This window comes from Streptomyces sp. NPDC085931 (assembly GCF_044540565.1).
GTDB lineage: Bacteria > Actinomycetota > Actinomycetes > Streptomycetales > Streptomycetaceae > Streptomyces.
In genome coordinates, this window is record NZ_JBITSK010000011.1 from 34,663 (window position 1) to 59,912 (window position 25,250).

A 25,250-nucleotide genomic window follows, 5' to 3' on the forward strand; every position below is an offset into this window, starting at 1 on the left:
ACGCAACCGTTTCGTCGTGACGCCCTATGCTGTCCGGCATGACGACGAAGCCCGAGGAGCCCCAGCCGTCCCCGCGCCGCCGGGCCCCCGCGGGCGCGGCCGTGCTGCGGGAGGACGTGACGGAAGCGATCCGGGCGGCCGTGTTCGGGGAGCTGGCGGCCGTCGGCTACGCGCGGATGTCCATCGAGGGGATCGCGCGGCGGGCCGGGGTCGGGAAGACGGCGGTCTACCGCCGCTGGCGCTCCAAGCTGCACCTCGTCCTGGACATCGTCTCGGCCCTCGCCGTGCAGGGCCTGCCCGCGCCGGACACCGGCTCCCTGGAGGGCGACCTGCGGCTGCTGTACGAGGTGACGTCCCGCGCCCTGCGCCACCCCGTCGCCTCGCAGATCATCCCCGACCTCCAGGCCGAGGCGGCCCGCAACCCCGAGATCGCCGAGGCCCTCCAAAAGGCCCTGCGGGAAGGCCAGGACGGGGTCGCCACCGGCATCGTCACGGCGGCGCAGCGGCGCGGGGAGCTGCGGGCGGGCCTCGACCACGACCTGGCCCTCGACCTGATCTCGGGCCCGCTGTACTGGCGCTCGGTGGTGATCCGCAGCCCTCGGCTGCCCAAGGGCTACCTGGGATCGCTGGCCACGGCGACGGCGGGCGCGCTGCGGGCGCTGTGAGACTCCGCCGCCGGGCCGGGGGACCGATCCGGGTGGCGCGCAGGGGGCCGATCCGGTCGAGCGGGTGAACCTCTGACGGCCGCCGCAGCGTGGCGCCGCAGCCGGCCACCGCCGCCGGCCGCCGGCTACCGGCCACCGCAGTCGGCCGCCGGCCACCGCAGCCTGCCGCCCGGCCACCGGCCACCGCAGTCTGCCGCCGGGCCCGGTCGCCCGGCCGGGCGGGGTGGCTCAGCGGCGCGCCGCCTCCGGGTGCAGGCGGAGCCAGCCCTGCCAGGCCGACGTGATCATGTCCTGGACGTCGTGCCGGGCCTTCCAGCCCAGCTCGGTGGCGGCGCGGTCGGCGGAGGCGACGACCCGGGCCGGGTCGCCCGGGCGGCGGGGCGTGACCTCGGGCGGCAGGTCGTACCCGGTGACCGCGTTGATGCGGTCGATCATCTCGCGCACGGAGACGCCTTCGCCCCGGCCGATGTTGACCGTGAGGTCCCGCCCGGGGGCGGAGCGCAGGGCCCGGGCGGCGGCGACATGGGCCTCGGCCAGGTCGACGACGTGGATGTAGTCCCGTACGCAGGTGCCGTCCGGGGTCGGGTAGTCGTCACCGAAGACCCGCGGCGGAGCGTTCCGCGTGAGCTTCTCGAAGACCATCGGCACGAGGTTGAACACGCCCGTGTCCGCCAGCTCGGGGCTCGCCGCGCCGGCCACGTTGAAGTAGCGCAGACAGGCGGTCGACAGCCCGGTCGCCCGGCCCGTCGCGCGCACCAGCCACTCTCCGGCCAGCTTGGTCTCGCCGTAGGGCGACAGGGGCGCGCAGGGCGTCTCCTCGGTGACCAGGTCCACGTCGGGCATGCCGTAGACCGCGGCGGAGGAGGAGAAGACGAAGGACGGCACGCCGGCCGCCGTCACCGCGTCCAGCAGGATCCGCAGGCCCTCGACGTTCTCGCGGTAGTAGCGCAGCGGCTGTTCCACCGACTCGCCCACCTGCTTCTTCGCGGCGAGATGGACGACGCCGGTGACCTCGTGGTCCGCGAGGACGCGCGCGAGCCGCTCGGCGTCCAGCGTCGAGCCCACCACCAGCGGCACCCCGTCGGGCACGCGTTCGGCGATGCCGGTGGACAGGTCGTCGTACACCACCGTCTGTTCCCCCGCCGCGGTCATCGCCCGTACGACGTGCGCCCCGATGTAGCCGGCGCCGCCGGTGATCAACCAGGTCATGTGCGTGCGTCCCCTCGTCAGTTGACCCGTGGTGGTGTGCGTGGCGTGCGTGGCGCTGGTCCGTGGTGGCCGGGCGGTGGTCGTGGTGCTCTCAGTGAAGCAGGCGCCGCAGCCTCCGGCGTACGACGGACAGCACACCGCGTACGCCCGGTGCCACCCGCAGCGCCAGCGCGCCGGAGTGGGTGGTGTACGGCTGTACGAGTACCACGCCGCGCCGGGCGCTCGGGACGGCGCGGCGGCGCAGCAGCCCGGCGCCCGTGAGCGCGTGCGCCGTGACCTCACGGCTCCCGCCGTCGCGGAAGCGGACCCGCAGGCGCAGATCCCACGTGCCCGCGCCGAGCGCGAAGAGGGCGGGCAGATCGACCCCGATCTCGGCCGACCAGGCCGCAGGAGCCTCGGCCGACCAGGCCGCAGGAGCCTCGGGCGGGCGGGCGGCGGCCGTGGCTCCGGGAGGCTCGGGGGGCGCCTCGGGGCCGGGCGCGGACCCGGCCGTCCCGGTGCACGGCACGAGGGGCGCGGTCCCCGACCGGACCACCACGGCCCCGTCGTCCCGGTGGCACCACTCCACCTCCACCGCCTCCGGTCCCGCCCGCCCCACCCGCCCGTACAGCTCGTGCAGACGCAGCCGCAGCCGGGTGCCCCGCGCGCGGGGCCGCAGCGCGGCGTCGACCGCGAGGGGGAGCGTGCGCACCGGAGCGTTCAGCAGGGGTTCGAGGGAGACCTGGGGCAGGTCGCCGGACCAGACGGGCGTGCCGTCGGCGGCGCGGGCGTACGGCGGGCGGAGCCGGGCCGGGCGGGCCGCCAGCTCCCGCAGCCGGGGCAGGTCGCGCGGCTCCGGGGACGCCAGGACGACCCGTCCCGCCAGCCGGCCGGGGGCCACCGGGTTGCGGGCCCAGTCGTCCGCGTCGTACCGCGCGAGATGCGCCCGCGTGAGCTCCCACCACGCGCGCTGGTAGGCGGCGTCACGCAACCCCAGTTCGCGCAGGTACATCCGCAGGTCGTGGTCGAGGAACTTGGCGCGCGACGCCCGCGCGAGTTCTTTCTGCCCGGCGCCCAGCAGGAGCTCGTACGCCTGCCGGCACGCCTCCGTGCGGGCCCGCCAGTTGTCGACGCCGGCCCGGTCCAGCGAGATCGACAGCCGCTCGGCGGACCGCCGCACGTGCCAGACGTACACCCGGTCCGGCACCAAGGCGATGCGCGGCGCCGCGGCCAGCACGCGCGCGGTGAAGACGACGTCCTCGTAGGGGAAGCGGCCCTCGGGGAAGCGGATGCGGTGCGCGCGCAGGAAGCCGGTCCGGTAGAGCTTGTTGACGCACAGCGTGTCGTGGACCAGGCGGGGCCGCCGCGCGGGCCGCGGCACCACGGCGTGGTGCGCGTAGAGGCCGGCCTGCCAGGGGACCTCGCGGCCGGAGGGCAGTTCCCTGCGCACGCACAGGCCGCCCGCCACCTCGGCGCCGGCTCCCGCGGCCGCCGCGAGCAGCGCGTCGACCGCTCCGGGCGGCAGCACGTCGTCGCTGTCCAGGAACATCACGTACGGCGCCGTGACCGCGTCGAGCCCGGTGTTGCGCGGGGTGCCGCAGCCGCCGCTGTTGGCCCGCCGCCGGATCACCCGCAGCCGGGGCTGCGACGCGGCCAGCCGGGCGAGCAGGTCCGCGCTGCCGTCCGTGGAGCAGTCGTCGACGGCGACGACCTCCCGCACGGCCGGGCCCTGGCCGAGCGCCGAGCGCACGGCGTCCGTCACATGGGCGGCGTCGTCATGGCCGATGACCACGACGGCGACGTCCCCCTCGGCATTCCTCACGGCATCCATCACCGCGGATCGTAAGCCGGGCGAATGACATGAAAGTGATAACACACCACCAATTACCCCTGATCCGCCTCTTCCCCCGCAGAATCGGGCCGTGACGATCGGACAGGCGAGGGGGAGCGGCCGGTTCGGCACCCGCGTGCCGCCCGAGACGGTTGCCGTGGCGGTTCCCATGGCGGTGATGCTCGCGGTCGGGCTGTGGGGCCTGGACCGCGGCGGCATGTGGGGCGACGAGAGCGTCACCTTCCAGGTCGCGCAGCGCACGGTCCCGCAGATCTGGCGGCTGCTGCACGACGTGGACGCGGTGCACGGCCTGTACTACCTGGTCATGCACGCCGTCCTCGCCGTCCACCCGGACGAGGTCGTGCTGCGCCTGCCGTCGGTGGCCGCGGCGACCGCGACCGCCGGGCTGGTGGCGGCCCTGGGTGTCCGGCTGGCCGGGCCGCGGGTCGGCCTGTGGGCCGGCGTCCTCTACGCGATCACGCCGATGACCGGCCACTACGCCCAGGAGGGGCGGTCCTACGCGCTCGTCGCGGCGGGCGTGGCGGCGGCGACGCTGCTGCTGGTGCGGGCCGTGGACGCGGGCCGGGCCCGTGCCTGGTGGCCGTACGGGGCGGTCCTCGCGCCGACCTGTCTGCTGCACGAGTTCGCGGTACTGGTGCTCTGCGCGCACGCGGTGACCCTCGCCCTGTGGCGGGTCCCGCGCCGGGTGTGGTCCGGCTGGGGCCGCGCGGCGGGCGCGGTGGTGCTGCTCGTCCTGCCGCTGGTGTGGGTCTCACACGGGCAGGCCGGGCAGGTGGCGTGGCTGGTCACGCCCGGCTGGGACCGGGTCGCGCGGCTGGCCCGGAACGTCGTGCCCGGCCCGGAGGGCGCCGCCCTGTGGGTGTCGCTGCTGCTGCTGGCCGTGGGGCTGCGGGCGCGGCGCACGGCGGCGGTCGCGCTGCCGCTGCTCTTGGTGCCGCCGGGCCTGCTGCTGACCGCGTCCCAGGTCCGGCCGCTCTACCACGACCGGTACGTGCTGTACGCGCTGGCGGGCGCGTCCCTGCTGATCGCGGCCGGGGCGGGGCGGGTGGCCGGGCTGCTGGGGCGGGTGCGGTTCGACGGGCGCCGGGTGCGGATCGGCGGCCGGCACGCGCACGCCCTGGTGGGTGTCACCGGCGTCCTGGCCCTGACCGCGACCTTCCTGCACCAGCTGCCCGTCCACCGCCAGGACCGCTCGGCCGCGCACCGCCCGGACAACCTCGCCGTGGTCTCCGCGCTCGCCGTCCGCCAGATGCGCCCCGGCGACCCCGTGCTGTTCGTGCCGTCGGTCGGCAGGCTGGCCGCGCTGGCCTACCCGAAGGGGTTCGCCCGGGTGCGGGACATCGCGCTGCGGGAGTCGGCGCCCCGGTCCGGGACGCTGTGGGGGCGCGAGGCGACACCCGGGCAGCTGCGCCGGCGGCTCGCCTCGGTGGACCGCGTCTGGCTGGTCGCCGAGCGGTACGCGCTGGCCCCGGGCTGGTCGCCGGCCGACCCCGTGGAGCGCACCAAGCTGGCCGTGCTGGCGGAGGAGTTCGCCGTCCGCGAGGAGCACGTCCGGGACGACGTGGTGCTGCGCCTGCACGTGCGGCGGCGGGCCGCCGAGGTGCCGCCCGGTGCCGCTACGACGGCCCGGCTGCCGGCGGGCCACCCGGCGCCCCGGCGAGCGCGGCCGCGTCCAGCGCGGTGGTGAGCTCGTCCAGGCGGGCGCGCAGGGCGCGGATCTCGGCGGCCTCGAAGCCCGTCGAGGCGGCGATCCGGCGCGGTACCTCGAGGGCGCGCCGCCGCAGCGCGGTGCCCTCCTCGGTGAGCCGCACCTGAACCGACCGCTCGTCGCGCGCGCTGCGCTCCCGGCGTACCAGACCGGCCGCCTCCAGCCGCTTCAGCAGCGGCGACAGCGTGCCGGAGTCCAGCCGCAGGTGCTCCCCGAGCTTCTTCACGGGCAGGTCGCCGTGCTCCCACAGCACCAGCATCACCAGGTACTGGGGGTAGGTGAGCCCCAGGTCCTTGAGGATCACGCGGTAGACGCCGTTGAAGGCGCGGGAGGCCGCGTGCAGGGAGAAACAGATCTGCTGGTCCAGGCGGAGCCAGTCGTCGTCCTGCGTGTTCATGCCTCCAGGGTAGCTCGGGTCCGCCATTAAATTGCACACAACTCAATTGTGTGCTCTACTTCTCGTGTCGGGCGGTCCGGAAGCGGGCCGCCGAACGACGACCGAGAGGGAAGGTTTTCCATGGACGCGCTCTACACCGCTGTCGCCACCGCCACCCACGGCCGGGACGGCCGGGCCGTCAGCTCCGACGGCGTGCTCGACCTCGCCCTGGGCGTGCCCCAGTCGATGGGCGGCAACGGCCAGGGCACCAACCCCGAGCAGCTCTTCGCCGCCGGTTACGCCGCCTGCTTCGGCAGCGCCCTCGGCCTGGTCGGCCGTCAGGCCAAGGTCGACGTCAGCGACGCCGCCGTGACCGCCGAGGTCTCCATAGGCAAGCAGGGCGAGGGCTTCGGGCTCGCCGTCACCCTCCGCGTGGAACTCCCCGACAGCGTGGACGAGGCGACCGGCCGCAAGCTGGTCGAGCAGGCCCACCAGGTCTGCCCCTACTCCAACGCCACCCGCGGCAACATCGACGTCGACCTCGTCATCGAGTAGTCACCCGCCGCGCCTCACTCCCCGACCCGCGCCAGGACCTCCCCCGTCCGTCCGCTCCACGCCACCACCACGGCCTCCTCGGGCACCGGGTGCCAGCGCGTCAGCAGCAGCCAGCGCACGTGGTAGCGGCGGACGACGGCGGCCCGCTCGGCGCGGGTCGAGTCAGGGGCGAGGTAGGCGCGCACCTCGGCCGCGCGGCGTTTGCGCTCCGCCTCGTCCAGGGCCGGGTCGGGCCAGATCGGCGCGGCGAGGTTCGGCCCGTGACCGGCGAGGGCGTGACTGGCGAAGTACCCGTCGGTGATGACCACCTCGCCCCGCCCGATGTGCCGCGCCGCCCAGTCGTACGACGGCCAGCGGGTCGGCTGCGCGAACCCCACCGGGTCGACGGAGCGCGGCACGACCGCCCCGGCGTGCACGGTGACGAACCCGGCGCACACCCCGGCAGCCGCCAGCCCGCCGAGCACCCTGCGGGCCGTGCGCCAGGGCCGGGGCGCCGCCAGCTCCACCGCCAGGGCGAACTGCAGCGGCACCAGCACGGCCCACAGGGCCCGGGCGTACGTGTAGTGCCCGCTCACCCAGCCGTACGCCACCAGCAGGCACTCCAGCGCGAACATCCACACCAGCGGATCACGCGCCGAGCGGCGGGCCCGCAGCCACAGCACGGGCAGGCCGAGCAGCGCCAGCCAGGAGTTGGCGAGCATCCGCTCGTACAACTGCCGGTGCATCGCGTCCATGCCGCTGTCGCCCACCAGCTCCAGCACGTCGTAGTACGGCCACGCCAGGGCGAGCGCCGCGCAGGACACGGCGGTCAGCGCCCAGCGCGCCACGACCGGCCGGCGCCAGCCGCGCTGCCGGGACGCCACGATCGCCACCGCCCCGGTGAACGCCGAGGCGGCCGTGACCGGATGCGTCAGCAGGATCAGCGCGTACAGGGCGCCGATCCCGGCGTACCCCCACCAGCCGCCGAGCCCGCTCGGGCCGACGAACCGCACGGCGGCGTCCTCCCGGGCGCGGGTGCCCGTCCAGGCCCACGCCCAGAACGTCAGGCCGATGGCCAGCGCGGACGGATAGCCCAGGTTGGTCGTCATCGACATCAGCCCGAGGTAGCCGCTCCACAGGATCCGGGTGGTGCCCCACAGCAGCGTCATGAACAGCAGCGCCAGCACCGGCGCCCAGGGCCGGGCGGTCAGGCTCCGCACGAAACGGCCGAGCCCGGCGAGCAGCACCAGCAGATGGGCCGGCCCGGCCAGCTTCACCACCGCCCAGCCGGACAGCCCCGTCAGCCGCGCGAGCACGCCCTGCGCGACGGCGTACGGGCCGTAGTAGGGGCTGCCCTCGCCCGGCAGGTCCGCCATGGTGTGGGCCGGGTGCAGCAGGTCGTCCCTGAGGCGCTCGATCACCGCCGCGTGCTGCCCGGCGTCGCAGCACAGCGGGATCCGCCAGTACGCCAGCGTCATCACCAGCCAGAACAGGGCGCCGCAGAGCTGGTACGGGGTGGGCCGTCCCACCCGGCCGCCGCGCAGCGCCGTCGCACCGCGCACGGCCCGCCGGACCAGGACCGGGGCGCTCACAGGAGGGGGAAGGGGGTCTGGGGCATGCGCCGAACCTTCCCGGCCGCACGCCCGCCCTGACCCCGCGTCACTTCATCGGGTGAGCCCGCTACGCCCACCTGCCGAGGGCCCGTCGCACAGCGCCGTCTCCGCCGCCGCCGGCCAGCGCGCGAACCGGAACCGGGTCCGCTCGAAGGCCCCGGTGAGGTTGTCCCAGAACCGCTCGGCGGTGAGCGGCGCCCGCACCGACTCCCTGAGTTCGGCGAGCCGCCCGCAGCCCAGCGCCGCCCGGGCCGCCTCCACCGCCTCCCGGGTGGCCCCGGCCCGCAGCAGGTCGCGGTGCGGCGGGTGCCGCACCGCCCACTCGGCGAAGACCCAGTGGTTGCGCAGGAACTTCTCGTGCCCCGGCCAGCTCCACCGCTCCAGCGCGAGATGCGCCCCGAGCGGACTGGCCAGCCCCCAGGCGTCGTTGACGTAGGCGTCGAGCGGCGCCGCCGCCCCCGTGACACCGAGGTGACGCCCCACGATCACCACGTGGTACGGGGAGTCCGCGCGCATGGGCGTGGCGTGCAGCCGCCGCCCGGCGTCGAAGTACAGCAGCGTCGGCCGGGGCGACCGGGCGGCCTCCGCCAGCATCCGGCGCCCCTCCGGCAGGGCCGGCCAGTTGCGCACCCAGGTGGCGGTGCGCACCGGATTGTGGTCGCCCAGGCCCTCCACGTCGGAGCTGCGCACATTGAACGAGCCGGGCGTGCTGCGCACGTCGAACGGCGCCCGCAGCGGGCTGACCGCCGCGCACAGCCACACCACCAGCAGGGCGCTCGCCGCACCGGTGACCCGGTTCGCGGGCACCACCAGCACCGGCAGGAGCAGCAGCAGGAGCGCGGGCAGGATCATGCGGGCGTGCATGTAGTCGCCGCCGACGCGGACGACGTACCCGGCCAGCAGCGCACCGGCCGCGAACGGCGCCAGCAGCACCGCGAGCGAGCCGCGTCCCGCTGCCCGCTCCGCCCGTCGCCGCCGGGTGCGGCGCACCAGCAGCACGGCCAGCGCGCCCAGCACGGGCACGACCGGCCACAGCCAGTACGGCCCGAGCGTCTCCTGCACGTACCCGGCGCCCCGGCCCCAGTCGCTGGCGCTCGCCTCCTTGGCGATGGCCGGCAGCGGCACCAGGATCCCGTAGTACCCGGCCCGGAACACCTCGTACGCCAGCGGCACCGCGCCGGCCGACGCCAGTAGCGCCGCGACGCCCCGCCTCGACGGCCGCAGCACCCACCACTGCGCCGCCAGGAAGCACGCCGTGACCACGGCCAGATCCGGCCGGACCAGCGGCCCCAGCCCGAACACGAACGCCGTCAGGTACGTCTGCCGGGCCTCCTGCCCCCGCCGGACCCGGGTGAGCAGCCACCACGCCAGGCCCGTCCAGCACGCGCCCAGCCCGCTCTCCAGGCCCGAGGTCATGTACGACCAGAACGGCGGCACGGCCAGCAGTACGAACACCCCGGCCGGGAGCAGGAACCCGGCCCCCCGGTGCAGTCGGCAGGTCGCGTACAGGGCCAGCGCGAACCCGGCCGTGCTCAGCAGCAGGCCCAGGCCCACCGCGAGGAACGCCGGGTCCTCGCCGGTGACCCAGGCGGCCAGCGCGAGCAGCCACTGCCACAGGGTGCCCGTCGAGCTCTCCGCCCGTTCCCCGACGTTGAACACCGGCCCGTGCCCCGCCAGGATCTGCCGGACCGGGCGCAGGTAGATCAGCCCGTCGTCGCAGATCCAGCGGCGCCGGTACCCCAGGACGAACAGGGCCGCGGTGGGCAGGGCGACCAGGGCCGCGTGCCACCAGCGCGCCGGTCCGGGCCACCCGGTGGCGGCCGGCGGCCGGGGCGTGGCGGCCCGCTGGCCGGGCAGGGAGGGGACGGCTTCGGGGGTCGTGGGTGTCGTCATCTGTCGATCAGCGCCCCGGGGCGGGCGGGAACGCCCTCGGTCCGGCGGGCCGCGGGCAGCGACGCCTCGCCCCGCTCGCCCAGCATCAGCAGCCGCACGACCCGCTCGGCGGCCCGCCCGTCCTCGAACTCGCAGTACCGCTCCCGGAAACCGGAGCGCAGCCGCGCCGCCTCCTGGTCCTGCCAGGTGCCGGACGCGAACAGCCAGGCCAGCTCCCGGTACGAGCGCGACACATGGCCGGGCGCGTCGGCGGTGATGTCGAAGTACGCGCCCCGGCTGGCCGCGAACGCGCCCCAGTCGTCGGCGTGCACCACGACCGGCCGGTCCAGCAGGACGTAGTCGAACATCAGGGCGGAGTAGTCGGTGACCAGGACGTCCGAGGCCAGCAGCACGTCCTCGACGTGCGGCTCGTCCGTCGCGTCCACCAGCACGCCCCGCCGGTGCAGGTCCGACAGGCCCAGGCCGCGCGCCACACCCCCGGCCAGGGACGGGTGCAGCCGGACGACCAGGGTGTGCCCGGGCCCCAGGTCCGCCGCGAACCGGGCCGGGTCGAACCGGTCGACGTGGCCGCCCTTGCGGTAGTCCCGGCGGGTCGGCGCGTACAGCACCACCGTGTGGTCCGCCGGGATGCCGAGCCGCTCGCGCACCGCCCGGCCCCGCTCCGGACCGGCCCCGACCAGCACGTCGTTGCGCGGGCTGCCGGTGCGCAGCGAGGTGAAGTGGCACGGGTACGCGCGCTCCCAGGCCCGCTCCGCGTGGAGCCCGGCGACCAGGCTGTAGTCCCAGCGGTCGGCCCGGCGCAGCATCTGCGGCACGTCGAAACCGTGCCGCGCGCCCGGCTTGGTCAGCAGGTCGGCGCCCATGTACTTCAGCGGGGTGCCCTGATGCGTCTGGATGTGGACGCTGCCGGGCCGCTTGGCCAGGGTGCCGGGCCAGTTGACGTTGTTCACCCAGTACGTGGCCCGCGCCATGACCTCGTGGTAGCGGCGCGAGCCGACGATCACGTGCTCGGCCCCCGGCGGCAGCGCCGCCACCGCGTCCTCCCGCACCACCCACACACCCCGGATGTGCGGGGCGATCTCACGGGCCTTGTGGTAGATCGCGGCCGGGTCGCCGGTCGCCCCGCGGTGGTGGGTCGCCGAGTAGACGGCCAGGTGGGGATCGAGCGGCCGCTTCGACTGGACCCCGTACCAGCCGCGCAGGGCGGTCTCCGCGGTCTTCCGGGTCACCCGGCGCCGCCCGCCCAGGGCGGCCGCGCGCAGGTCCCGCAGACCACGGGCCGCCGCGTAGGCCGGGTAGGGCGCCGAGGCCAGCAGCCGCATCTCCAGCCCGCGCCAGCCGTCCGGCTCCGGGAAACCGCCCTCCGGGAGGTGCCGGCGGTGGAAGGAGCGGATCTCGCGGTAGAAGTCACCCCGGTCGGCGGGCCGCACCCGGTCCTCGCGGGCCAGCACGAACAGCATGTGGTCCAGCGCCCGCTCCAGCAGCAGCGGCCGCGCCCAGCCGAGGTCGGGCCGCTGCTCCAGGAACGCGAACAGACCCTCGTACTGCGCGAAGATCTCGAAGTGCCGGCGGCCCGGCGTCCTGGTGATCGCGCCCTGCCGGCGCTGGCGGTACTCCACCCCGATCCGGTCCAGGCAGGCGATGCGCTCCGCCAGCACCATCGACCGGTACGTCACCGGCGCGTCCTCGTACAGGCCCGGCGCGTACTCCAGGCCGTGCCCCTGGAAGAACGCGCGCCGGTACGCCTTGTTCCAGGCCACCAGGAACAGGTTCAGGTACTGCGGGCTCCGGCGGACCGAGAACGTCTCCAGGCCCGCGGCGGCCAGCAGGTCCGCCGCCTCGCTGCGCCCGCCCCGGCCCCACCAGTGGGTGCGTACGTGGTCGAAGACCAGGATGTCCGGGTCGCCGGTCGCCTCCAGGCGCGCGGCGACGGCCGCCAGCAGACCCGGTGTGTAGCGGTCGTCGCTGTCGAGGAACAGGACGTAGTCGCCGGCCGCCTCGGCGAGCCCGGCGTTGCGGGCCCGGCCCAGACCGACGTTCTCGGCCAGGTGCAGCACCCGCACCCGGTCGTCGCGGGCGGCGTACTCGTCGAGGATCGCGCCGCTGCCGTCGGGCGAGCGGTCGTCCACGGCGATCACCTCGAAGTCGCCGCAGGACTGGCCGAGCACCGAGTCGAGACACTCGCGCAGGAAGCCCTGCACGTTGTAGACGGGGACGATGATGCTGAAGCGGGGCACTTCTTCGGTCAGCTCCTTGTGAGGGTGGCGGCGGGGGCCGGGACGCGCTCGGCGAGCGGCAGCACGGGCGGAAGCGACTCGGGCGGCTCGCCCAGCAGCACCCGGCGCACCACGCGCTCCGCGGCCCGGCCGTCGTCGAACTGGCAGAACCGCTCGCGGAACGCCGCCCGCAGCGCCGTGGCGGACGCGTCGGCCCAGCCGCCGTCGCGGAAGAGGGCCGCCAGCTCCCCGGGCGTTCGGGCGACCCGGCCGGGCGGGCACTCCATGAGGTCGAAGTAGACGCCCCGGACCTCGCGGTAGACGTCCCAGTCGTCGGCGTACACGACGATCGGCCGGTCCAGGTTGGCGTAGTCGAACATGATCGACGAGTAGTCGGTGATCAGCGCGTCGGCCGCCAGGCACACGTCCTCCGAGGAGCGGTGCCCGGTGACGTCGATGATCCGGCCGCCGCCCCGGGAGGCGCCCCGGTCGTAGAAGTAGTGGGCGCGCAGCAGGACGACGTACTCGTCGCCGATCGCCTCGCAGAACTCCGCCAGGTCCAGGCCCGAGGCGAAGCCGGTGGCGTAGTCGCGGTGCGTGGGGGCGTACAGCAGCGCCTTCTTGCCGTCCGGGACGCCGAGTTCCATGCGGACCCGGGCGACGTCCTCGCCCGAGGCGGTGCAGTAGACGTCGTTGCGCGGATAGCCGTACTCGAGGGTCTCGTGGGCGCCGGGGAACGCGGACTCCCACATCTGCGTCGAGTGACGGTTGGCGGTGAGGTTGTAGTCCCAGCGGTCCACCCGGGCCAGCAGCCTGGCGAAGCTTCCGGTCGCCGCCGCCACCACCGGGTACGCCGACTGGTCGGCGCCCATCTTCTTCAGCGGCGTGCCGTGCTGCGTCTGCAGGTGCACGCTGCCCGGGCGCTTGACCACCGCGTCCGCGAAGTTGGCGTTGTTCACCAGGTACGTGGCGCGGGCCAGCACCTCCCAGTACTTCCGGCTGCCGATCACCGCGTACTCCACGTCCGGCGGCATGCTGCCCACCGCGTCCCGCTCCACCAGGAACACCGCCCGCAGGTGCGGGGCGAGTTCGCGGGCCTTGGCGTGGATGGCGGCCGGGTTGCAGGCGTAGCCACGGCCCCAGTACGCGCAGTACACGACCAGGTTCCGGTCGAGCGGCAGGCGCAGCTGCACCGCGTACCGCAGGCGGGTGCGCAGCCCGCGCGGGCGGGGCAGCAGCGCGGCGGCGCCCGCGGCCCTGCGGTTCGCGGCGCGCAGCACGCGGAACGCCGTGTACGCACCGGACGCCAGCAGCCGGTGCTGGACGCCCAGGCTGCCGCCGGGCGCCCGGTACCCGGCGGGCAGGTGCCGCCGGTAGAGCGCGCCCGCCCGGCGGAAGAACGCGCGCCGCCCGGCCGGCAGCCGCCTCGGGTGCGCCGCCGTCTTCAGCACGGCGGCGAACAACTGCTCGAACAATGGCACCAGCCGGCCCGCGGCCAGCCCTTGTTCCGCCGCCCCGGTCAGCACCAGCTCGGCCTGGTCGAGCAGTTCGGTGTGGTGCGCGCCGGGCAGGTTCAGCCGGTTGCCCTGCCGGCGCAGCAGGTGCCGCACGACGACCGTGCGCAGGGCCGCCATCCGCTCCGCCCGCAGCGCGACCAGACCGCCGAACCCGACGTCGGTGAAGTGGTCGCCCGGGAAGGCCAGGCCGTGTTCGGCGAGGAAGGCCCGGCGGTAGACCGCGCTCCACGCCGGGAGCGCCACGCCTGTCAGCCGCGGCGCCTCGTCCGGGGCGAACGCCCGGTCCGGTGTTCCGGCCAGCAGGGGGGCGGCCGGGTTGCCCGGCTCGCCCTCCCACCAGGGGGCGCGCTCGTGCTCGAAGTACAGCACGTCCACCTCGCCGGTCTCGCCCAGCCGGGCGTCCAGCGCCGCCAGCGCCCCCGGGACCAGGAGGTCGTCGCCGTCGAGGAACAGCACATGGCCGCCGACCGCCGCCCGCAGCCCGGTGTTGCGCGCCCCGGCCAGACCGGCCGATGGCGGCGAGTGCACCGGCGTCACCCGGGAGTCCCGCTCGGCGTACCCGGCGACGACGTCCGCGGCCGGCGCGTCGGGCGCGTCGCACACCGGGATCAGCTCGAAGTCGCCGAACGACTGGGCGAGGACCGAGTCCAGCGCCTGGGACAGCCGGCCGGCGACGCCATGGGACGGGACGACGATGCTGAAGCGGGGCATTCTGCTCTTTCTGTCGGGGTGTTGCGGGCGGAGGGCTGCGGGGCCGCCGGCCGGCTCAGGCCGCGCGCGGGCGGCCCGGCCGCCCGGACGGGCGGCAGGAGGGCGGACGGCTGGGTGTCGGCCGCGACGGGCTGGAGGGCATGGGACTCCCCGGGGTGAGAACCGTGGTCACAGGAGGTCGGTGAGGGCGGCCGCGGGCGCGCCGGCCGGGTGCGGCACGGTGGCGAGCGGCTCACGCGCCAGCGCGGACGCCGCCGACGGCACCGGGCGGCGCTCGCCGAGCGGCACCACCGGCGGCAGCTCCGTCTCGCCGAGGACGACCCGGCGGACGACCCGCTCGGCGGCCCGGCCGTCGTCCCAGGTGCAGAACCGCTCGCGGAACGCCGAGCGCAGCTGCGCCGACCGGGAGCCGCGCCAGTGGCCGGTGGCGAAGATGTCGATCAGCTCGTCCTCGCCGCGCGCGATCGCCCCGGGCGGGAAGGCACGCAGGTCGAAGTAGGTGCCGCGGGCCGCCTGGTACGCCTCCCAGTCGTCGGCGTGGATCACGATCGGCCGGTCCAGGCAGGCGTAGTCGAACATCAGCGAGGAGTAGTCCGTGACCAGGGCGTCGGAGGCCAGGCAGAGCGACTGGACGCTCGGGTGGTCGCTGACGTCGACGACCCGGCCGCAGGTGGTGGTCAGCGGGGCGTCGTAGGCGTGGTGGCCGCGGGCCAGGACGACGAAGCGCGGGCCGAGGCGGCGCGCGATCCGCTGCAGGTCCAGGCTGCGGTACGGGGAACGCCGGTAGTCGCGGTGGGTCGGCGCGTACAGGATCGCCACCGTGCCCTCCGGGATGCCGAGGGAGGCGCGCAGCCGGGTCACGTCCGCCGGGCCGGCGGTCAGGAACACGTCGTTGCGGGGGTGGCCGTACTCCAGCGTGGTGTAGCGGCCGGGGTGGACGCGCTCATGGGTCAGGGTGGTGTGGCGGTTGGCGGACAGCACGTAGTCCCACTGGTCGACGTCCCGCAGCAGCCCGGCGAAGTCCCGGCCCCGGGCGGCCGCCGGGCGCTCCTGGAGGTCCAGGCCGATGTGGCCCAGCGGGGTGCCCTGCCCCGTCTGGATCAGGATCTGGCCCCGGCGCTTGGCCAGGCCGGGGTCGAAGTCGGTGTTGCTCACCAGGTACCGGGAGCGGGCGAGCGCCGTCCAGTAGGCGGCCGTGCCGGGGACCAGGCGGCGCGGGCCGGGCGGGATCGTGTGGTGGTGCTCCGGGCGGGCGATCCACGCCGTGCGGATGTGCGGCGCGAGCTCGCGGAACGCGCTCTCCAGCGCGCCCGGGTCGCCGCCGTGCCCGCGCCCGTCGTCGGCGGCGAAGACGGCCCGGTCGGCGCGCAGCGGCAGACAGCGCTGCACGCGGTAGTGGGTGCGCAGGACGGCCCCGCGCACGCCCCGCAGCAGCTTGCCCGTCCGCCGGGCGAGGCGGCGGTGCAGGGCCGACGCCAGCTGGAGCGTCCGGTAGGTGCGGTGCAGGCCGAAGCGGATCAGGACGTGCTGCACCCGGGCCCGCAGCGGGACGGGGACGCCCGGGGTGCGGTAGCGCCGGTAGTGGGCGCGGGCCCGGCGCAGGAAGTCCGCCCGCGAGCCCTTCGGCAGCCGGTCCCGCCGGGAGTACACGATCGCCAGGTGGTGGACCATGCGGCGGAACAACACCGGCCGCCACTGCGCCAGTTCCGGGCGCTCCTCCAGGAACGCGAACACCCGGTCGTACTGGTCGAAGACGTCGAAGTGCCGCTCGCTGGTGGTGCGCAGGATGCTGCCCAGGCGCCGCTGCCGGTAGTGCACGCAGACCCGGTCCAGCGTCGCGATCGACTCCGCGGTCATCAGCACCGGGTACGTCCACGGCGTGTCCTCGTACAGGCCGGGCGGGAAGGCGAAGCCCTGCTTCTCGACGAACTCCCGCCGGTAGGCCTTGTTCCAGGCGACCATCAGCAGCCGCAGCAGGCCCGGCCGGTCCTCCAGGCGGAACGGGGCCGGGCCCTGCTCGGTCAGCTGCAGCGCCGCCTGGTTGCGGACCGCCTCGCCCGTCCAGTAGGTGCGCGCGTAGTCGAAGACCAGGACGTCCGGATCGCCCGTCTCCTTCAGCCGGTCGGCGACGGCGCGCAGCGCGTCGGGCGTGAGGGTGTCGTCGCTGTCGAGGAACAGCAGGTAGTCGCCGCTCGCGCGGGCCACGCCGGCGTTTCTGGCGCGGCCCAGGCCGACGTTCTGGGGCAGGTGGACGGGGAGCACGCGCGCGTCGCGGGCGGCGAACTCGTCGATGATGGCGCCGCACGCGTCCGGCGAGGCGTCGTCGACGACGATCAGTTCCAGATCGGGACAGGACTGGGAGAGCACCGATTCGAGGCACTCGTGCAGGTACGCCTGAACCTGGTACGCGGGGACAATGACACTGAACCTGGGCAAGAGGCCATCCATCGGTCGGCGCGGGCGTTCGGCCCGGGAACGGCCGGTGGGGCCGGTTGGTTACGGCGGCTACGGCATCCGGGGGAACGCCGAAGGGGCGGACCGCACCCGGCCCGCCCCTCCAACCACCTTGCGCTGGGCGCTATTTGACCGCGCCGGCCATCACGCCGGAGACGAACTGCCGCTGGAACGCGAAGAAGACGGCCAGCGGGACCACCATCGAGATGAACGCGCCGGGCGCCAGCACGTCGATGTTGTTGCCGAACTGCCGTACCTGCGTCTGGAGTGCGACCGTGATCGGCTGGCTCCCGGAGTCCGAGAAGATCAGCGCGACCAGCATGTCGTTCCACACCCACAGGAACTGGAAGATGCCCAGCGAGGCGATCGCCGGACCGCCCAGCGGCATCACGACACGGAAGAACAGGCGCAGTTCGCCCGCCCCGTCCAGCCGCGCCGCCTCCAGCAGCTCCCGGGGGATCTCTGCGAAGAAGTTCCGCAGCAGGAACACCGCGAACGGCAGGCCGAAGCCGACGTGGAAGAGGACCACGCCGATCACCGAGCCGAAGATGCCGATCTTGCCGAAGAGTTCGGCGATCGGGATCAGCGCGACCTGCACGGGCACGACCAGCAGGCCGACCACGCCCAGGAACCACCAGTCACGGCCCGGGAACTCCATCCAGGCGAAGGCGTAGCCCGCCAGCGAGCCGATGATCACCACCAGCAGGGTCGCCGGCACGGTGATCCACACCGTGTTCAGCAGGCTGCTGGTGATGTCGTCGTTCTCCAGCAGCTTGGCGTAGCTGTCGAAGGTGATCTGCGCCGGCTCGGTGAACACCTTCCACCAGCCGCTGGCCGCGATGTCCTCCGGCGAGCGGAGACTGGCCAGCAGCAGACCGATCGTCGGCACCAGCCAGAACAGGCCGACCACGATGAGGAACACCCGCAGCAGTCCGCCGCTGACCCCCTCGACCAGCCGGGACGCCAGCGAGTGCTTCGCCTCGGCCGGGCCGGTGGGCCGCGCCGCCTCGCCGGACCGAACGCCCGCGTCCGCGCTCATCGCCGCACCTCCCGCCTCAGCCGCCGGACGTTGAACCACATCACCGGGATCACGAGCAGCAGCAGGAACACCGAGATGGCGCTGGCGATGCCCGGCTGGTCCTCGGAGAAGCCCTTGCGGTACAGCTCCAGCGCGAGCACGTTCGCGTCGTCCTGCGCGGAGCCGGGGGCGATGATGAACACCAGGTCGAAGATCTTCAGCACGTTGATCATCAGCGTGACGGTGACGACTGCGAGGACCGGCGCCAGCAGCGGCACCGTGACCCGTCTGAACACCTGCCACTCCGTCGCGCCGTCGACCCGGGCGGCCTCCAGCAGCTCCCGGGGCACGCCCGCGAGCCCGGCCGCGATCAGCACCATCGCGAAGCCCGCCCACATCCAGATGTACGCGCCGATGATGGACGGGGTGACCAGGGACGGGCCGAGCCAGTCCAGGCCGTTGTAGGGCTCCTTGAAGTTGCTGTCCGGGAGCCTGAGTTGCGCCCCGTCGGCCGAGGCGGGCAGCGTGAAGGTGCCGTCGTCGCCGGCCGTGGTGGAGGCCACGACCCGGCCGTCCTTCACGGCCTCGATCCGCATCCCGGCGTAGCCCAGTTCGGAGGCGTCGACGCTGTTGAGGGTGCCGACGCCCTTGCCGCGCGTGAAGTCCTGCCAGGCCGTGCCGGTGACCTTGTCCGGCTCGGGCTTCGGCGCCGCCGCCGGCTTCGCGTCGTCCGGCATCAGGTCCGGCGCCACGCCCACCAGCGGCAGCGAGACCGCCTCGCCCGCGCGCACGGGTGACTTGGTGATGAACGCACCGCCGCCGACCGGCTCCAGCGGCGACTCGCGGCCCGGGTGGGCCTTGGGGAACGCCGACGACTGGGCGAACGTGTCGTGCACGCCCACCCACACCGCGTTCGCCACGCCCTTGTCCGGGTCCTGGTCGTACACCAGGCGGAAGATGATGCCCGCGGCCAGCATCGAGATCGCCATCGGCATGAAGACGACCAGCTTGAACGCCGTGCCCCAGCGCACCCGTTCGGTCAGCACCGCGAAGATCAGACCGAGGGCCGTGGCGACCGTCGGCGCGAACACCACCCAGAAGACGTTGTTCTTCAGGGCGGTGCGGATGCCCTCGTCGGTGAACAGGGCCTTGTAGTTGTCGACACCGGCGAAGCCGTCGCCGGACTGGTCGTAGAAGCTGCGGACCACCGAGTACCCGATCGGGTACACCACGAGCGCGCCGAGCAGGACGAGCGCAGGCAGCAGGAACAGTGCCGCGACCATCCTGCGGGTGCCGGTCACACTCTTGCGCGACTTGGGAGCGGCAGGGGGCGTGACGCCCCCTGCCGCCGTGGCCGACGTCATGACGTCAGTTCCCGTACGCCGCGGCCGCTTCGGACTCCAGCTTCGCCTGCGTGCCCGCCACGTCCTTCGGGTTCTTCAGGAAGTCCTGGAGGATCTTCCACTCGCCCTTGCCGGGCGTGCCGCCGAAGGCCTGCGGGGCCTGGTCGGACATGTCGAAGCGGAAGTCGTCACCGGCGTCGATGAGCGCCTTGGCGATCTTCTGCTGCACCGAGTTCGGATACGCGGAGTTCTCCACGTTCTTGTTCGGCGAGAGGTAGCCGCCCAGCTCGGCCTGGATCGTCGCCGCGTCCGGCGAGGCGAGCCAGGTGGCCAGAGCCTGCGCCCCCTTCGAGTCCTCCAGGATCACGGCCGCGTCACCGGCCGAGACCACCGGCCCGTTGTCCCCGACCGCCGGGAACGGGAACACCTTCGCGTCCGTGCCGACCTTCATCGAGGAGGGGATGTTGACCTGCGCGAAGTCACCCGCCGCGACCATGGCCGCCTTGGGCTGGTCCCCGCCGGTGAACACCTGCGTGACGGAGGCCGGGAAGTCCGTCTGCAAGGCCCCGTTCGCCCCGCCCGCGATGTAGTCCGGCTTGCCCCAGACCTGCGCGAGGGTGGTCAGCGCGTCCTTCACGGACGGGTCCGTCCACTTGATCTCGTGCTTGGCCAGCTGGTCGTACTTCTCCGGGCCGGCCTGGGAGAGGTAGACGTTCTCGAACCAGTCGGTGAGCGTCCAGCCCTCGGCGCCGCCGACGGAGAACGGGGTGACGCCGGAGTCGTAGACCGTCTGGGCCGTGTTCAGCAGGTCCGGCCAGGTCTCGGGCTCGCTCGCCCCGGCGTTCTCGAAGACCTGGTTGTTGTACCAGATCAGGGACTTGTTGGCGGCCTTGTAGTAGACGCCGTACTGCTTGCCGCCGACCTTGCCGATGTCCTGCCAGCCCTGCGAGTAGTTCTCGCCGAGTTCCTTCTGGGCGTCGGCCCCGAGCGGCTTGGCCCAGCCGCGGTCCACGGCCTGCTTGATGGCGCCCGGCTGCGGCAGCATCGCGATGTCCGGCGGCTGCCCGCCGGCCACCTTGGAGCCGATGAAGTTGATGATCGGGTCCTGGGCCGGCACGAACGTGACCTTGGCGCCCGTGCGCTTCTCGAACTCCGCCAGGACCTTCTTGAAGTTGGCCTGCTCGGTACCGGTCCAGACGGCGGCGATCTCCAGGCTCGTCCCGTTCAGCTTGGGAAGGGTGACGCTGTTGGCGGTCTCCTCGGAGGTGCCCGTGTCTCCACTGCTGTCGTTGCCGTCGTCGCCTCCGCAGGCGGTGAGCGAGAGCGCGAGCGCTCCCGCGGCGACGGCCGCCGCGGCCCTGGTGGCTCTGCGGCTTCGGGGGGTCGCCGTGTCCCGCTCGGGCGACCAGCGGTTCCGGATGGTGCTGCTCGTCATGCGCATGACTGCCCCGTTCTTCGTTCCTCGTCGAACGTCGAGCGCGCTCCCGTGCGATCTGGTCTACGCCCGGGTGTGCGGGGGCGGCAAGATGGCGTCGCGTGTCAAGCGGGGGATCGTGACCCCCTCGTGACCAGGGGCGCGGCCCCGCGTCGCCGGGCGGGGCCGACGGCCGTCCCCGTCACGGAGACGGCCGTCCCCGTCACAGAAGGGACGGCACCCGCGCCGCCGCGACCTCCCGCGCCGCCCTTTCCAGCGCGCTGGCCAACAGTGCCAGGTCGGTCGGGCCGTTTCCGAGTTCCCGCACCGGACGCCGGGCCGGAGGGTCACCCATGCGGTGCCATTCCAGCGCCACGACCGTGGGGCGCAGCGTCGCCGTCCGGGGGATCCGGCCGGTGACCCGCCCGCCCTGGAACGGCGTGACCCGCCCGTCCGCCGCGGTGAGGCTGCCGCGGCCGGGCGCGGGCTCGTCGGGGCCCGTGGCCGGGGCGTCCAGCGTGACCCGCAGGGTGGCCCGGCGGGCCGGTTCCGTCTCCGCCGTCCGGGGGCACGGGCCGGTGGCCGCCACCAGGTGCACGCCGAGCCGCTCGCCCTCCCGGGCCACGGCCTCCAGGGCGCGCATCACCGACCCGGCGGCGGGGCGGCCCGTCGAGCCGAGGGCGGGGGAGACCAGGGCGTCCAGGTCGTCCACGACCACCACGAGCCGGGGGAGCGGAGGCGCCGCCGCCTCCGTCTGCCGCCGGGCTCCGCCGGGCCGCAGCCGCAGCGTGGAGCTGGAGGCGCTGTCCAGGTCGGCGGCGCCGGCGGCCGCCTCGCCCGGCTGGGCGCCGCGGGCCGCGGCCGTGCGCTGGGCGACCATGCGGCCCGCCAGCTCACGTCCCGTGTGCCACTCGGCGAAGTCGCTGCGCCCGAGCAGCTCGGATCGGCGCTTCAGCTCGGCGCTCAGCGACTGCGCGAACTCCCGCATGCGCACCGGGTCGTGCGCCGTCAGATACGTGGACACGTGCGGGACGTCCGTGCACACCCGCAGGCCCTCGCCCGGACCGCCGCCCGCGCCCGGGCCGCCCCGGCCGTCGACCAGCACGATGCCGAGCCGGTCCGGCCGCTCGGCGGCGGCCAGGGACGCCACGACCGCCCGCAGCAGCTCCGTACGGCCGCTGCCCGGCGGGCCCTCGATCAGCAGATGCGGTCCCTGGGCCGCGAGGTCCACGCCGACCGGGCCGCGCGGGCCGGCGCCGAGCACCGCGCGCACCCGGCCGCCCAGCGCGTCGGTGTCGTCGGCCGCGTCCGCCCAGCGGGCCATCAGCGAGGCCGGGGTGGCCCGGGCCAGGCCCAGCTCGTCCAGCAGCCGGGCCGCCTGCGGCAGCGGTGCGGAGACGCGCGGCTGCCGGTCGCTCGCCGCGCCGTCCGTCCGCAGCGGGGCCAGCGCCCGCGCGAACCGCTCGGCCCAGGCCGGGGAGACGGCGTCGACGGTGGCGACGGTGCCGTGCCCGACGGGACCCGGGGCCGCGCCGTCCGCGCCGGCCCGGGCCACGCGCAGCAGCCGCAGCGCGGTCGCCACGTCCCCGCTGAGCAGCGCGACCGCGCCGCACTGCCGGAAGGTGGGCGCGACGGAGCAGGCCGCCTCGTAGGTGTCGCTCACGGGGGAGGCGGGCGAGGCGGCGGCGGTCTCGGCCAGGCAGATCACGTGGATCCCGGCCCGCGGCCCCTCCACGGCCAGCCGCGCCACGGCTTCCCGCAGACCGGCTCCGCCGGGGTCGCCGTCGACGACGAGGACGGTGTACGGCCCCGGGAAGCCGTTCCCCCCGACGGCGTCGAGGTCGCCCTGCGCCCAGGACGGACGCCGGGGGTGGGGCGGCGCCGGGTGTTCACCCCGGGGGCCGGCGGGGGTGGCGGCGGGGGCCGCCGGGGCGTGGAGGACGGGGGTGCCGGTGCCGCCGGGGTGGCTGCCGGTGTCGGCGGGGTGGCGGCCGCCGGGGGTGGGTGTGCCCGGGGTGTGGTGCCGGGAGTCGGCGGTGCCGTGGGTCTGGGCGGCGGGGGTGCGGGGGGTGCGTGCGCCGGGGGTGGGTGTGCCCGGGGTGTGGTGCCGGGAGTCGGCGGTGCCGTGGGTCTGGGCGGCGGGGGTGCGTGTGTCGGGCAGCGGTGTGTCCGCACCCCGGGTGTGGGCGTCCGGGGCGGTGGTTCCGTGGGCGGGGGCGGCCGGGACGCCGGAGCCGTCGGCATACCGGGCGTCGTCCGGGACCCGCGCGCCGGGCACCGGTCCGCCCGAGCCTGCGGCGCGGTCGCCCGGGCCGTCGGCTCCATGGGCGCGGAACGTGGAGGCACTCGGCCCGCCGGACCGGGCGGCGTGGGCGCCGGCGCTCCGGGCGCCGGGGATCAGCCCACCCCCCACCGGGGCCGGGCCCGCCCCCTCCTCAGCCAGCTGGTCGTCCAGGCGGCGCAGCAACTCGTCCGTGCGGGCCGCGGCCTGTTCGCGGTCGTGCGCCAGGAGGAGGCGGCAGTCCTGCCCGTGCCCCGGGCGGACATGGGGCAGCCAGCCCAGCCAGGACCACTCGGCGGTGCGCTCCTCCAGAGGGCGGGAGCGGTCCGCCGTGATCAGGACGATCTCCAGGGTGTCGGGGGAGTGCAGCGCGGCGAGCTGGGCCAGCACGGCGCGGGCCAGCCCGGACAGCCGCGCCCGCGGCCCGGCCAGTCCCAGCGCCCCGACCTCACGCAGCCCGGCCGTCACCGGCACGGCCGGCAGCAGGCCCGAGCCGTCCGGCGCCGCCCGGTCCGCCGTGCCGAGCCGCACGGCGAGTGCCTCGGGGTGGTCCGGCCCGCGCTCCCACAGCCGGGGCCCGGGCCCCAGGGCCGTCAGCAGCAGTGCGGCCGGGTCCGGCCAGGTCTCGGGCACGGCCGGGCCCGCCGCCGGACGCTCCACCGGGGGCGTCCCGGCCGGCTCGTCCTCGTCGTACGTCCCGTGCGGTTCCGCGGGCTGCTCCGTACGCCCTCCGGCCCACCGCCGGGCCCATGCTCCGAGCCCGCCCCGCCGACGCGTGCCGGGCGGCACGTCGGTGCCGCGCAGAGGAGTGCCCTTGCGGCCCCGTCCGACGCGCTCGTCAGCGGGGACGGCGGCGCCGGTGGATGCGGTGGATGCGGTGGATGCGGCGGAAACGCCGGGGGCGGCAGGTGGGGCGGGGGAGGCGGGGACGGCGGCCCCGCGGGAGTCGCGCCCGGCGGCGGCCGCGTCGGGCCGGGCCGTGCCGTGACCAGAACCGTCCGCGACTCCGCCACGAGGCCACCCGGTGCCGTCAAGGGCCCCGGTGCGGGACCGGCCGGTGTCGTCGAAGGCCCCCGTGCGGGACCGGCCGGTGTCGTCGAAGGCCCCGCTGCCAGGCCGACCGGTCTCGTCGGCGGCCCCGGCGGGCGGACGCCCCACACCGTCGGCAGGTCCGGCACCGGGATGCCCGGCCCCGTCCGCAGCCCCGGCCGGACCGGGTTCCGCCCCGTACGCCCCGGCCGGACCGCGTCCGGCCCCGACCGCAGCCCCGGCTTGCGCAGAGGTGCCGTCCGGGGTCGTTCCGCCGAAGGCGCGCACCCCGGAACGCCCCGCGTGCGTGTCCGTGTCACCGCCCCCAGACGGCGCCGCACCCCGCTGCCGGGGCGCCCGGAGGCTGCCTTCCGGGGGAAGCAGCCCGGAAGCCCCCGGTCGCGCTCCCTCCGCGGGCGGCTGGTTCCCGCTCTCGGCGCGCGGCGCGCCGCCCTGCCCGGGCACCACGGCCTCTCCCGGACCGTGCCCGGAGGTTCCCGGCGTGCCCCAGGCCGCCGTGCCGTACGCGTGGTGCGCGGGGCCGGAGGGCCGCGCGGGGGAAGGCGGCTCGTCCCCGGCGGGCTCGGGCACGGGTCCGGGCACGCGCACGTGTCCCTCCCCGTCCGGCGTCGTCTCCACCCGGCCCCCCGGCCCTCCGGCGGGAGCCAGCCGCAGGGCCGACTCGCCGATCCGCAGCAGCGCCCCGGGCGCGAGGGGGACCGCCCGGCGTCCCACCCGCGCCCCGTCCAGCGTCGTGCCGTTCGTGGAGTCCAGGTCCGCGACCGAGACGCGGCCGTCCGCGGCCACCGTCACCGCGCAGTGCAGCCGGGAGACGTCCGGGTCGTCGAGGGGCACGTCGGCGTCGGCGGAGCGGCCGATGCGGATCTCGCCGCCGTGCAGCAGGTGGACACCGCCGGCGTCGGGGCCCGCGACCACCTGCAGCTGGGCCGGGGCGTCGTCCCACTCGGGGTGCGGCTCCGGCTCCCCGGGCGCGCCCACGGACAGCACGGCACCGTCGGTCAGCGGCGGCTCGCCGAGCGTGCAGCGCTGCGCGTCGAGCCGCTGCTCCCCGGCGTACAGCACGGGCGTGCCCGAACCGTCGCCCCCGGAGACCACCTGGGCGAGCGCCGAGGCCACCGCCGCGAGCGCCGTACCGGCCGGTGCCGTGACCAGGACGTCGCTGCGTGGGGCGCTCTCCCGCCCCGGAGCCGATGCGCCCAGCGGATCTACGACGGTCAGCCGGATCTGCATCGCCGTCAGCGGTCCCTTCTGCCCGGGCGCGGAGCCCCCCGCCCCGCCCCGGCACGTCGGCCAGTACTGCAGGCATCCTCGCACCTGCCACTGACACCGCGCCCCTCGCTCCGGAAAAGGTGATCTTGATTGGTCGGCTCTGCCCGCAAAAGTGCCTGAGAAATGACCCGCAGGCATCGCCTTGAGA

At 75.4% G+C, this 25,250-nt stretch carries 15 protein-coding genes; 3 read left to right on the forward strand and 12 right to left on the reverse strand.

Annotation, left to right across the window (positions count from 1 at the left end):
* Positions 1 to 38 precede the first annotated feature (38 nt).
* Complete coding sequence (locus ACIGAN_RS23250) at positions 39 to 665, forward strand: TetR/AcrR family transcriptional regulator (protein WP_365098196.1); 627 nt, start codon at positions 39 to 41, stop codon at positions 663 to 665.
* A 228-nt stretch (positions 666 to 893) separates the two neighbouring features.
* Here ACIGAN_RS23250 and galE read toward each other — a convergent pair whose 3' ends face one another.
* A complete protein-coding gene (gene galE / locus ACIGAN_RS23255) occupies positions 894 to 1,874 on the reverse strand; it encodes a UDP-glucose 4-epimerase GalE (RefSeq protein ID WP_365098195.1) in 981 nt (326 codons plus the stop codon).
* 91 nt (positions 1,875 to 1,965) lie between these two features.
* Positions 1,966 to 3,684 carry a glycosyltransferase family 2 protein gene (locus ACIGAN_RS23260; RefSeq protein WP_399860136.1) on the reverse strand — a complete coding sequence of 573 codons (1,719 nt, stop codon included), beginning with the start codon at positions 3,682 to 3,684 and terminating at the stop codon, positions 1,966 to 1,968.
* 169 nt (positions 3,685 to 3,853) lie between these two features.
* Here ACIGAN_RS23260 and ACIGAN_RS23265 point away from each other — a divergent pair, with 169 nt between their 5' ends.
* Positions 3,854 to 5,392 (forward strand): glycosyltransferase family 39 protein, encoded by a 1,539-nt coding sequence (locus ACIGAN_RS23265; protein ID WP_399860433.1) that lies wholly within the window; start codon positions 3,854 to 3,856, stop codon positions 5,390 to 5,392.
* Here the strand turns inward: ACIGAN_RS23265 and ACIGAN_RS23270 are convergent.
* Positions 5,322 to 5,837, reverse strand: coding sequence for a MarR family winged helix-turn-helix transcriptional regulator (locus tag ACIGAN_RS23270; RefSeq protein ID WP_399860138.1), 516 nt, complete (start codon positions 5,835 to 5,837; stop codon positions 5,322 to 5,324). The genes ACIGAN_RS23265 and ACIGAN_RS23270 overlap by 71 nt on opposite strands.
* A 93-nt stretch (positions 5,838 to 5,930) precedes the next feature.
* On the opposite strand from ACIGAN_RS23270, the gene ACIGAN_RS23275 reads away from it, so the two are divergent.
* Positions 5,931 to 6,344 carry an organic hydroperoxide resistance protein gene (locus tag ACIGAN_RS23275; protein ID WP_309094114.1) on the forward strand — a complete coding sequence of 138 codons (414 nt, stop codon included), beginning with the start codon at positions 5,931 to 5,933 and terminating at the stop codon, positions 6,342 to 6,344.
* Positions 6,345 to 6,358: 14 nt separating this feature from the next.
* On the opposite strand, the gene ACIGAN_RS23280 is transcribed toward ACIGAN_RS23275, so the two are convergent.
* The 9 genes from ACIGAN_RS23280 to ACIGAN_RS23320 form a co-directional block, all read right to left on the reverse strand.
* Positions 6,359 to 7,915 (reverse strand): hypothetical protein, encoded by a 1,557-nt coding sequence (locus tag ACIGAN_RS23280; protein ID WP_399860141.1) that lies wholly within the window; start codon positions 7,913 to 7,915, stop codon positions 6,359 to 6,361.
* Positions 7,916 to 7,987: 72 nt separating this feature from the next.
* Complete coding sequence (locus ACIGAN_RS23285; RefSeq protein WP_399860144.1) at positions 7,988 to 9,829, reverse strand: hypothetical protein; 1,842 nt, start codon at positions 9,827 to 9,829, stop codon at positions 7,988 to 7,990.
* Positions 9,826 to 12,066, reverse strand: a complete 2,241-nt coding sequence (locus ACIGAN_RS23290; RefSeq protein ID WP_365739112.1) for a bifunctional glycosyltransferase/CDP-glycerol:glycerophosphate glycerophosphotransferase — start codon at positions 12,064 to 12,066, stop codon at positions 9,826 to 9,828. The genes ACIGAN_RS23285 and ACIGAN_RS23290 overlap by 4 nt, the downstream gene beginning before the upstream one ends.
* Positions 12,067 to 12,074: 8 nt before the next feature.
* On the reverse strand, positions 12,075 to 14,273 hold the full coding sequence (locus ACIGAN_RS23295) for a bifunctional glycosyltransferase/CDP-glycerol:glycerophosphate glycerophosphotransferase (protein WP_399860147.1): 2,199 nt from the start codon (positions 14,271 to 14,273) through the stop codon (positions 12,075 to 12,077).
* 168 nt (positions 14,274 to 14,441) lie between these two features.
* Positions 14,442 to 16,709: a bifunctional glycosyltransferase/CDP-glycerol:glycerophosphate glycerophosphotransferase gene (locus ACIGAN_RS23300; protein WP_399860150.1), complete on the reverse strand. Its 2,268-nt coding sequence runs from the start codon at positions 16,707 to 16,709 to the stop codon at positions 14,442 to 14,444.
* Positions 16,710 to 16,851: 142 nt separating this feature from the next.
* Positions 16,852 to 17,766, reverse strand: a complete 915-nt coding sequence (locus ACIGAN_RS23305; protein ID WP_399860153.1) for a carbohydrate ABC transporter permease — start codon at positions 17,764 to 17,766, stop codon at positions 16,852 to 16,854.
* A complete protein-coding gene (locus ACIGAN_RS23310) occupies positions 17,763 to 19,109 on the reverse strand; it encodes a carbohydrate ABC transporter permease (RefSeq protein ID WP_399860155.1) in 1,347 nt (448 codons plus the stop codon). Before ACIGAN_RS23310 ends, ACIGAN_RS23305 begins: the two co-directional genes overlap by 4 nt.
* A gap of 4 nt (positions 19,110 to 19,113) precedes the next feature.
* Positions 19,114 to 20,529, reverse strand: coding sequence for an ABC transporter substrate-binding protein (locus ACIGAN_RS23315; RefSeq protein WP_399860158.1), 1,416 nt, complete (start codon positions 20,527 to 20,529; stop codon positions 19,114 to 19,116).
* 196 nt (positions 20,530 to 20,725) lie between these two features.
* Entirely contained in the window at positions 20,726 to 25,063 is a 4,338-nt protein-coding gene (locus tag ACIGAN_RS23320) for an FHA domain-containing protein (RefSeq protein WP_399860161.1), read from the reverse strand.
* Positions 25,064 to 25,250 lie beyond the last annotated feature (187 nt).

Bases quoted from the DNA above. Each gene is read 5' to 3' on its own strand.
- ACIGAN_RS23310 (WP_399860155.1), bottom strand. From the start codon at position 19,109: ATGACGTCGGCCACGGCGGCAGGGGGCGTCACGCCCCCTGCCGCTCCC.
- galE (WP_365098195.1), bottom strand. From the start codon at position 1,874: ATGACCTGGTTGATCACCGGCGGCGCCGGCTACATCGGGGCGCACGTC.
- ACIGAN_RS23305 (WP_399860153.1), bottom strand. From the start codon at position 17,766: ATGAGCGCGGACGCGGGCGTTCGGTCCGGCGAGGCGGCGCGGCCCACC.
- ACIGAN_RS23275 (WP_309094114.1), top strand. From the start codon at position 5,931: ATGGACGCGCTCTACACCGCTGTCGCCACCGCCACCCACGGCCGGGAC.
- ACIGAN_RS23270 (WP_399860138.1), bottom strand. From the start codon at position 5,837: ATGGCGGACCCGAGCTACCCTGGAGGCATGAACACGCAGGACGACGAC.
- ACIGAN_RS23250 (WP_365098196.1), top strand. From the start codon at position 39: ATGACGACGAAGCCCGAGGAGCCCCAGCCGTCCCCGCGCCGCCGGGCC.
- ACIGAN_RS23320 (WP_399860161.1), bottom strand. From the start codon at position 25,063: ATGCAGATCCGGCTGACCGTCGTAGATCCGCTGGGCGCATCGGCTCCG.
- ACIGAN_RS23265 (WP_399860433.1), top strand. From the start codon at position 3,854: ATGGCGGTGATGCTCGCGGTCGGGCTGTGGGGCCTGGACCGCGGCGGC.
- ACIGAN_RS23295 (WP_399860147.1), bottom strand. From the start codon at position 14,273: ATGCCCCGCTTCAGCATCGTCGTCCCGTCCCATGGCGTCGCCGGCCGG.
- ACIGAN_RS23260 (WP_399860136.1), bottom strand. From the start codon at position 3,684: ATGGATGCCGTGAGGAATGCCGAGGGGGACGTCGCCGTCGTGGTCATC.
- ACIGAN_RS23285 (WP_399860144.1), bottom strand. From the start codon at position 9,829: ATGACGACACCCACGACCCCCGAAGCCGTCCCCTCCCTGCCCGGCCAG.
- ACIGAN_RS23315 (WP_399860158.1), bottom strand. From the start codon at position 20,529: ATGCGCATGACGAGCAGCACCATCCGGAACCGCTGGTCGCCCGAGCGG.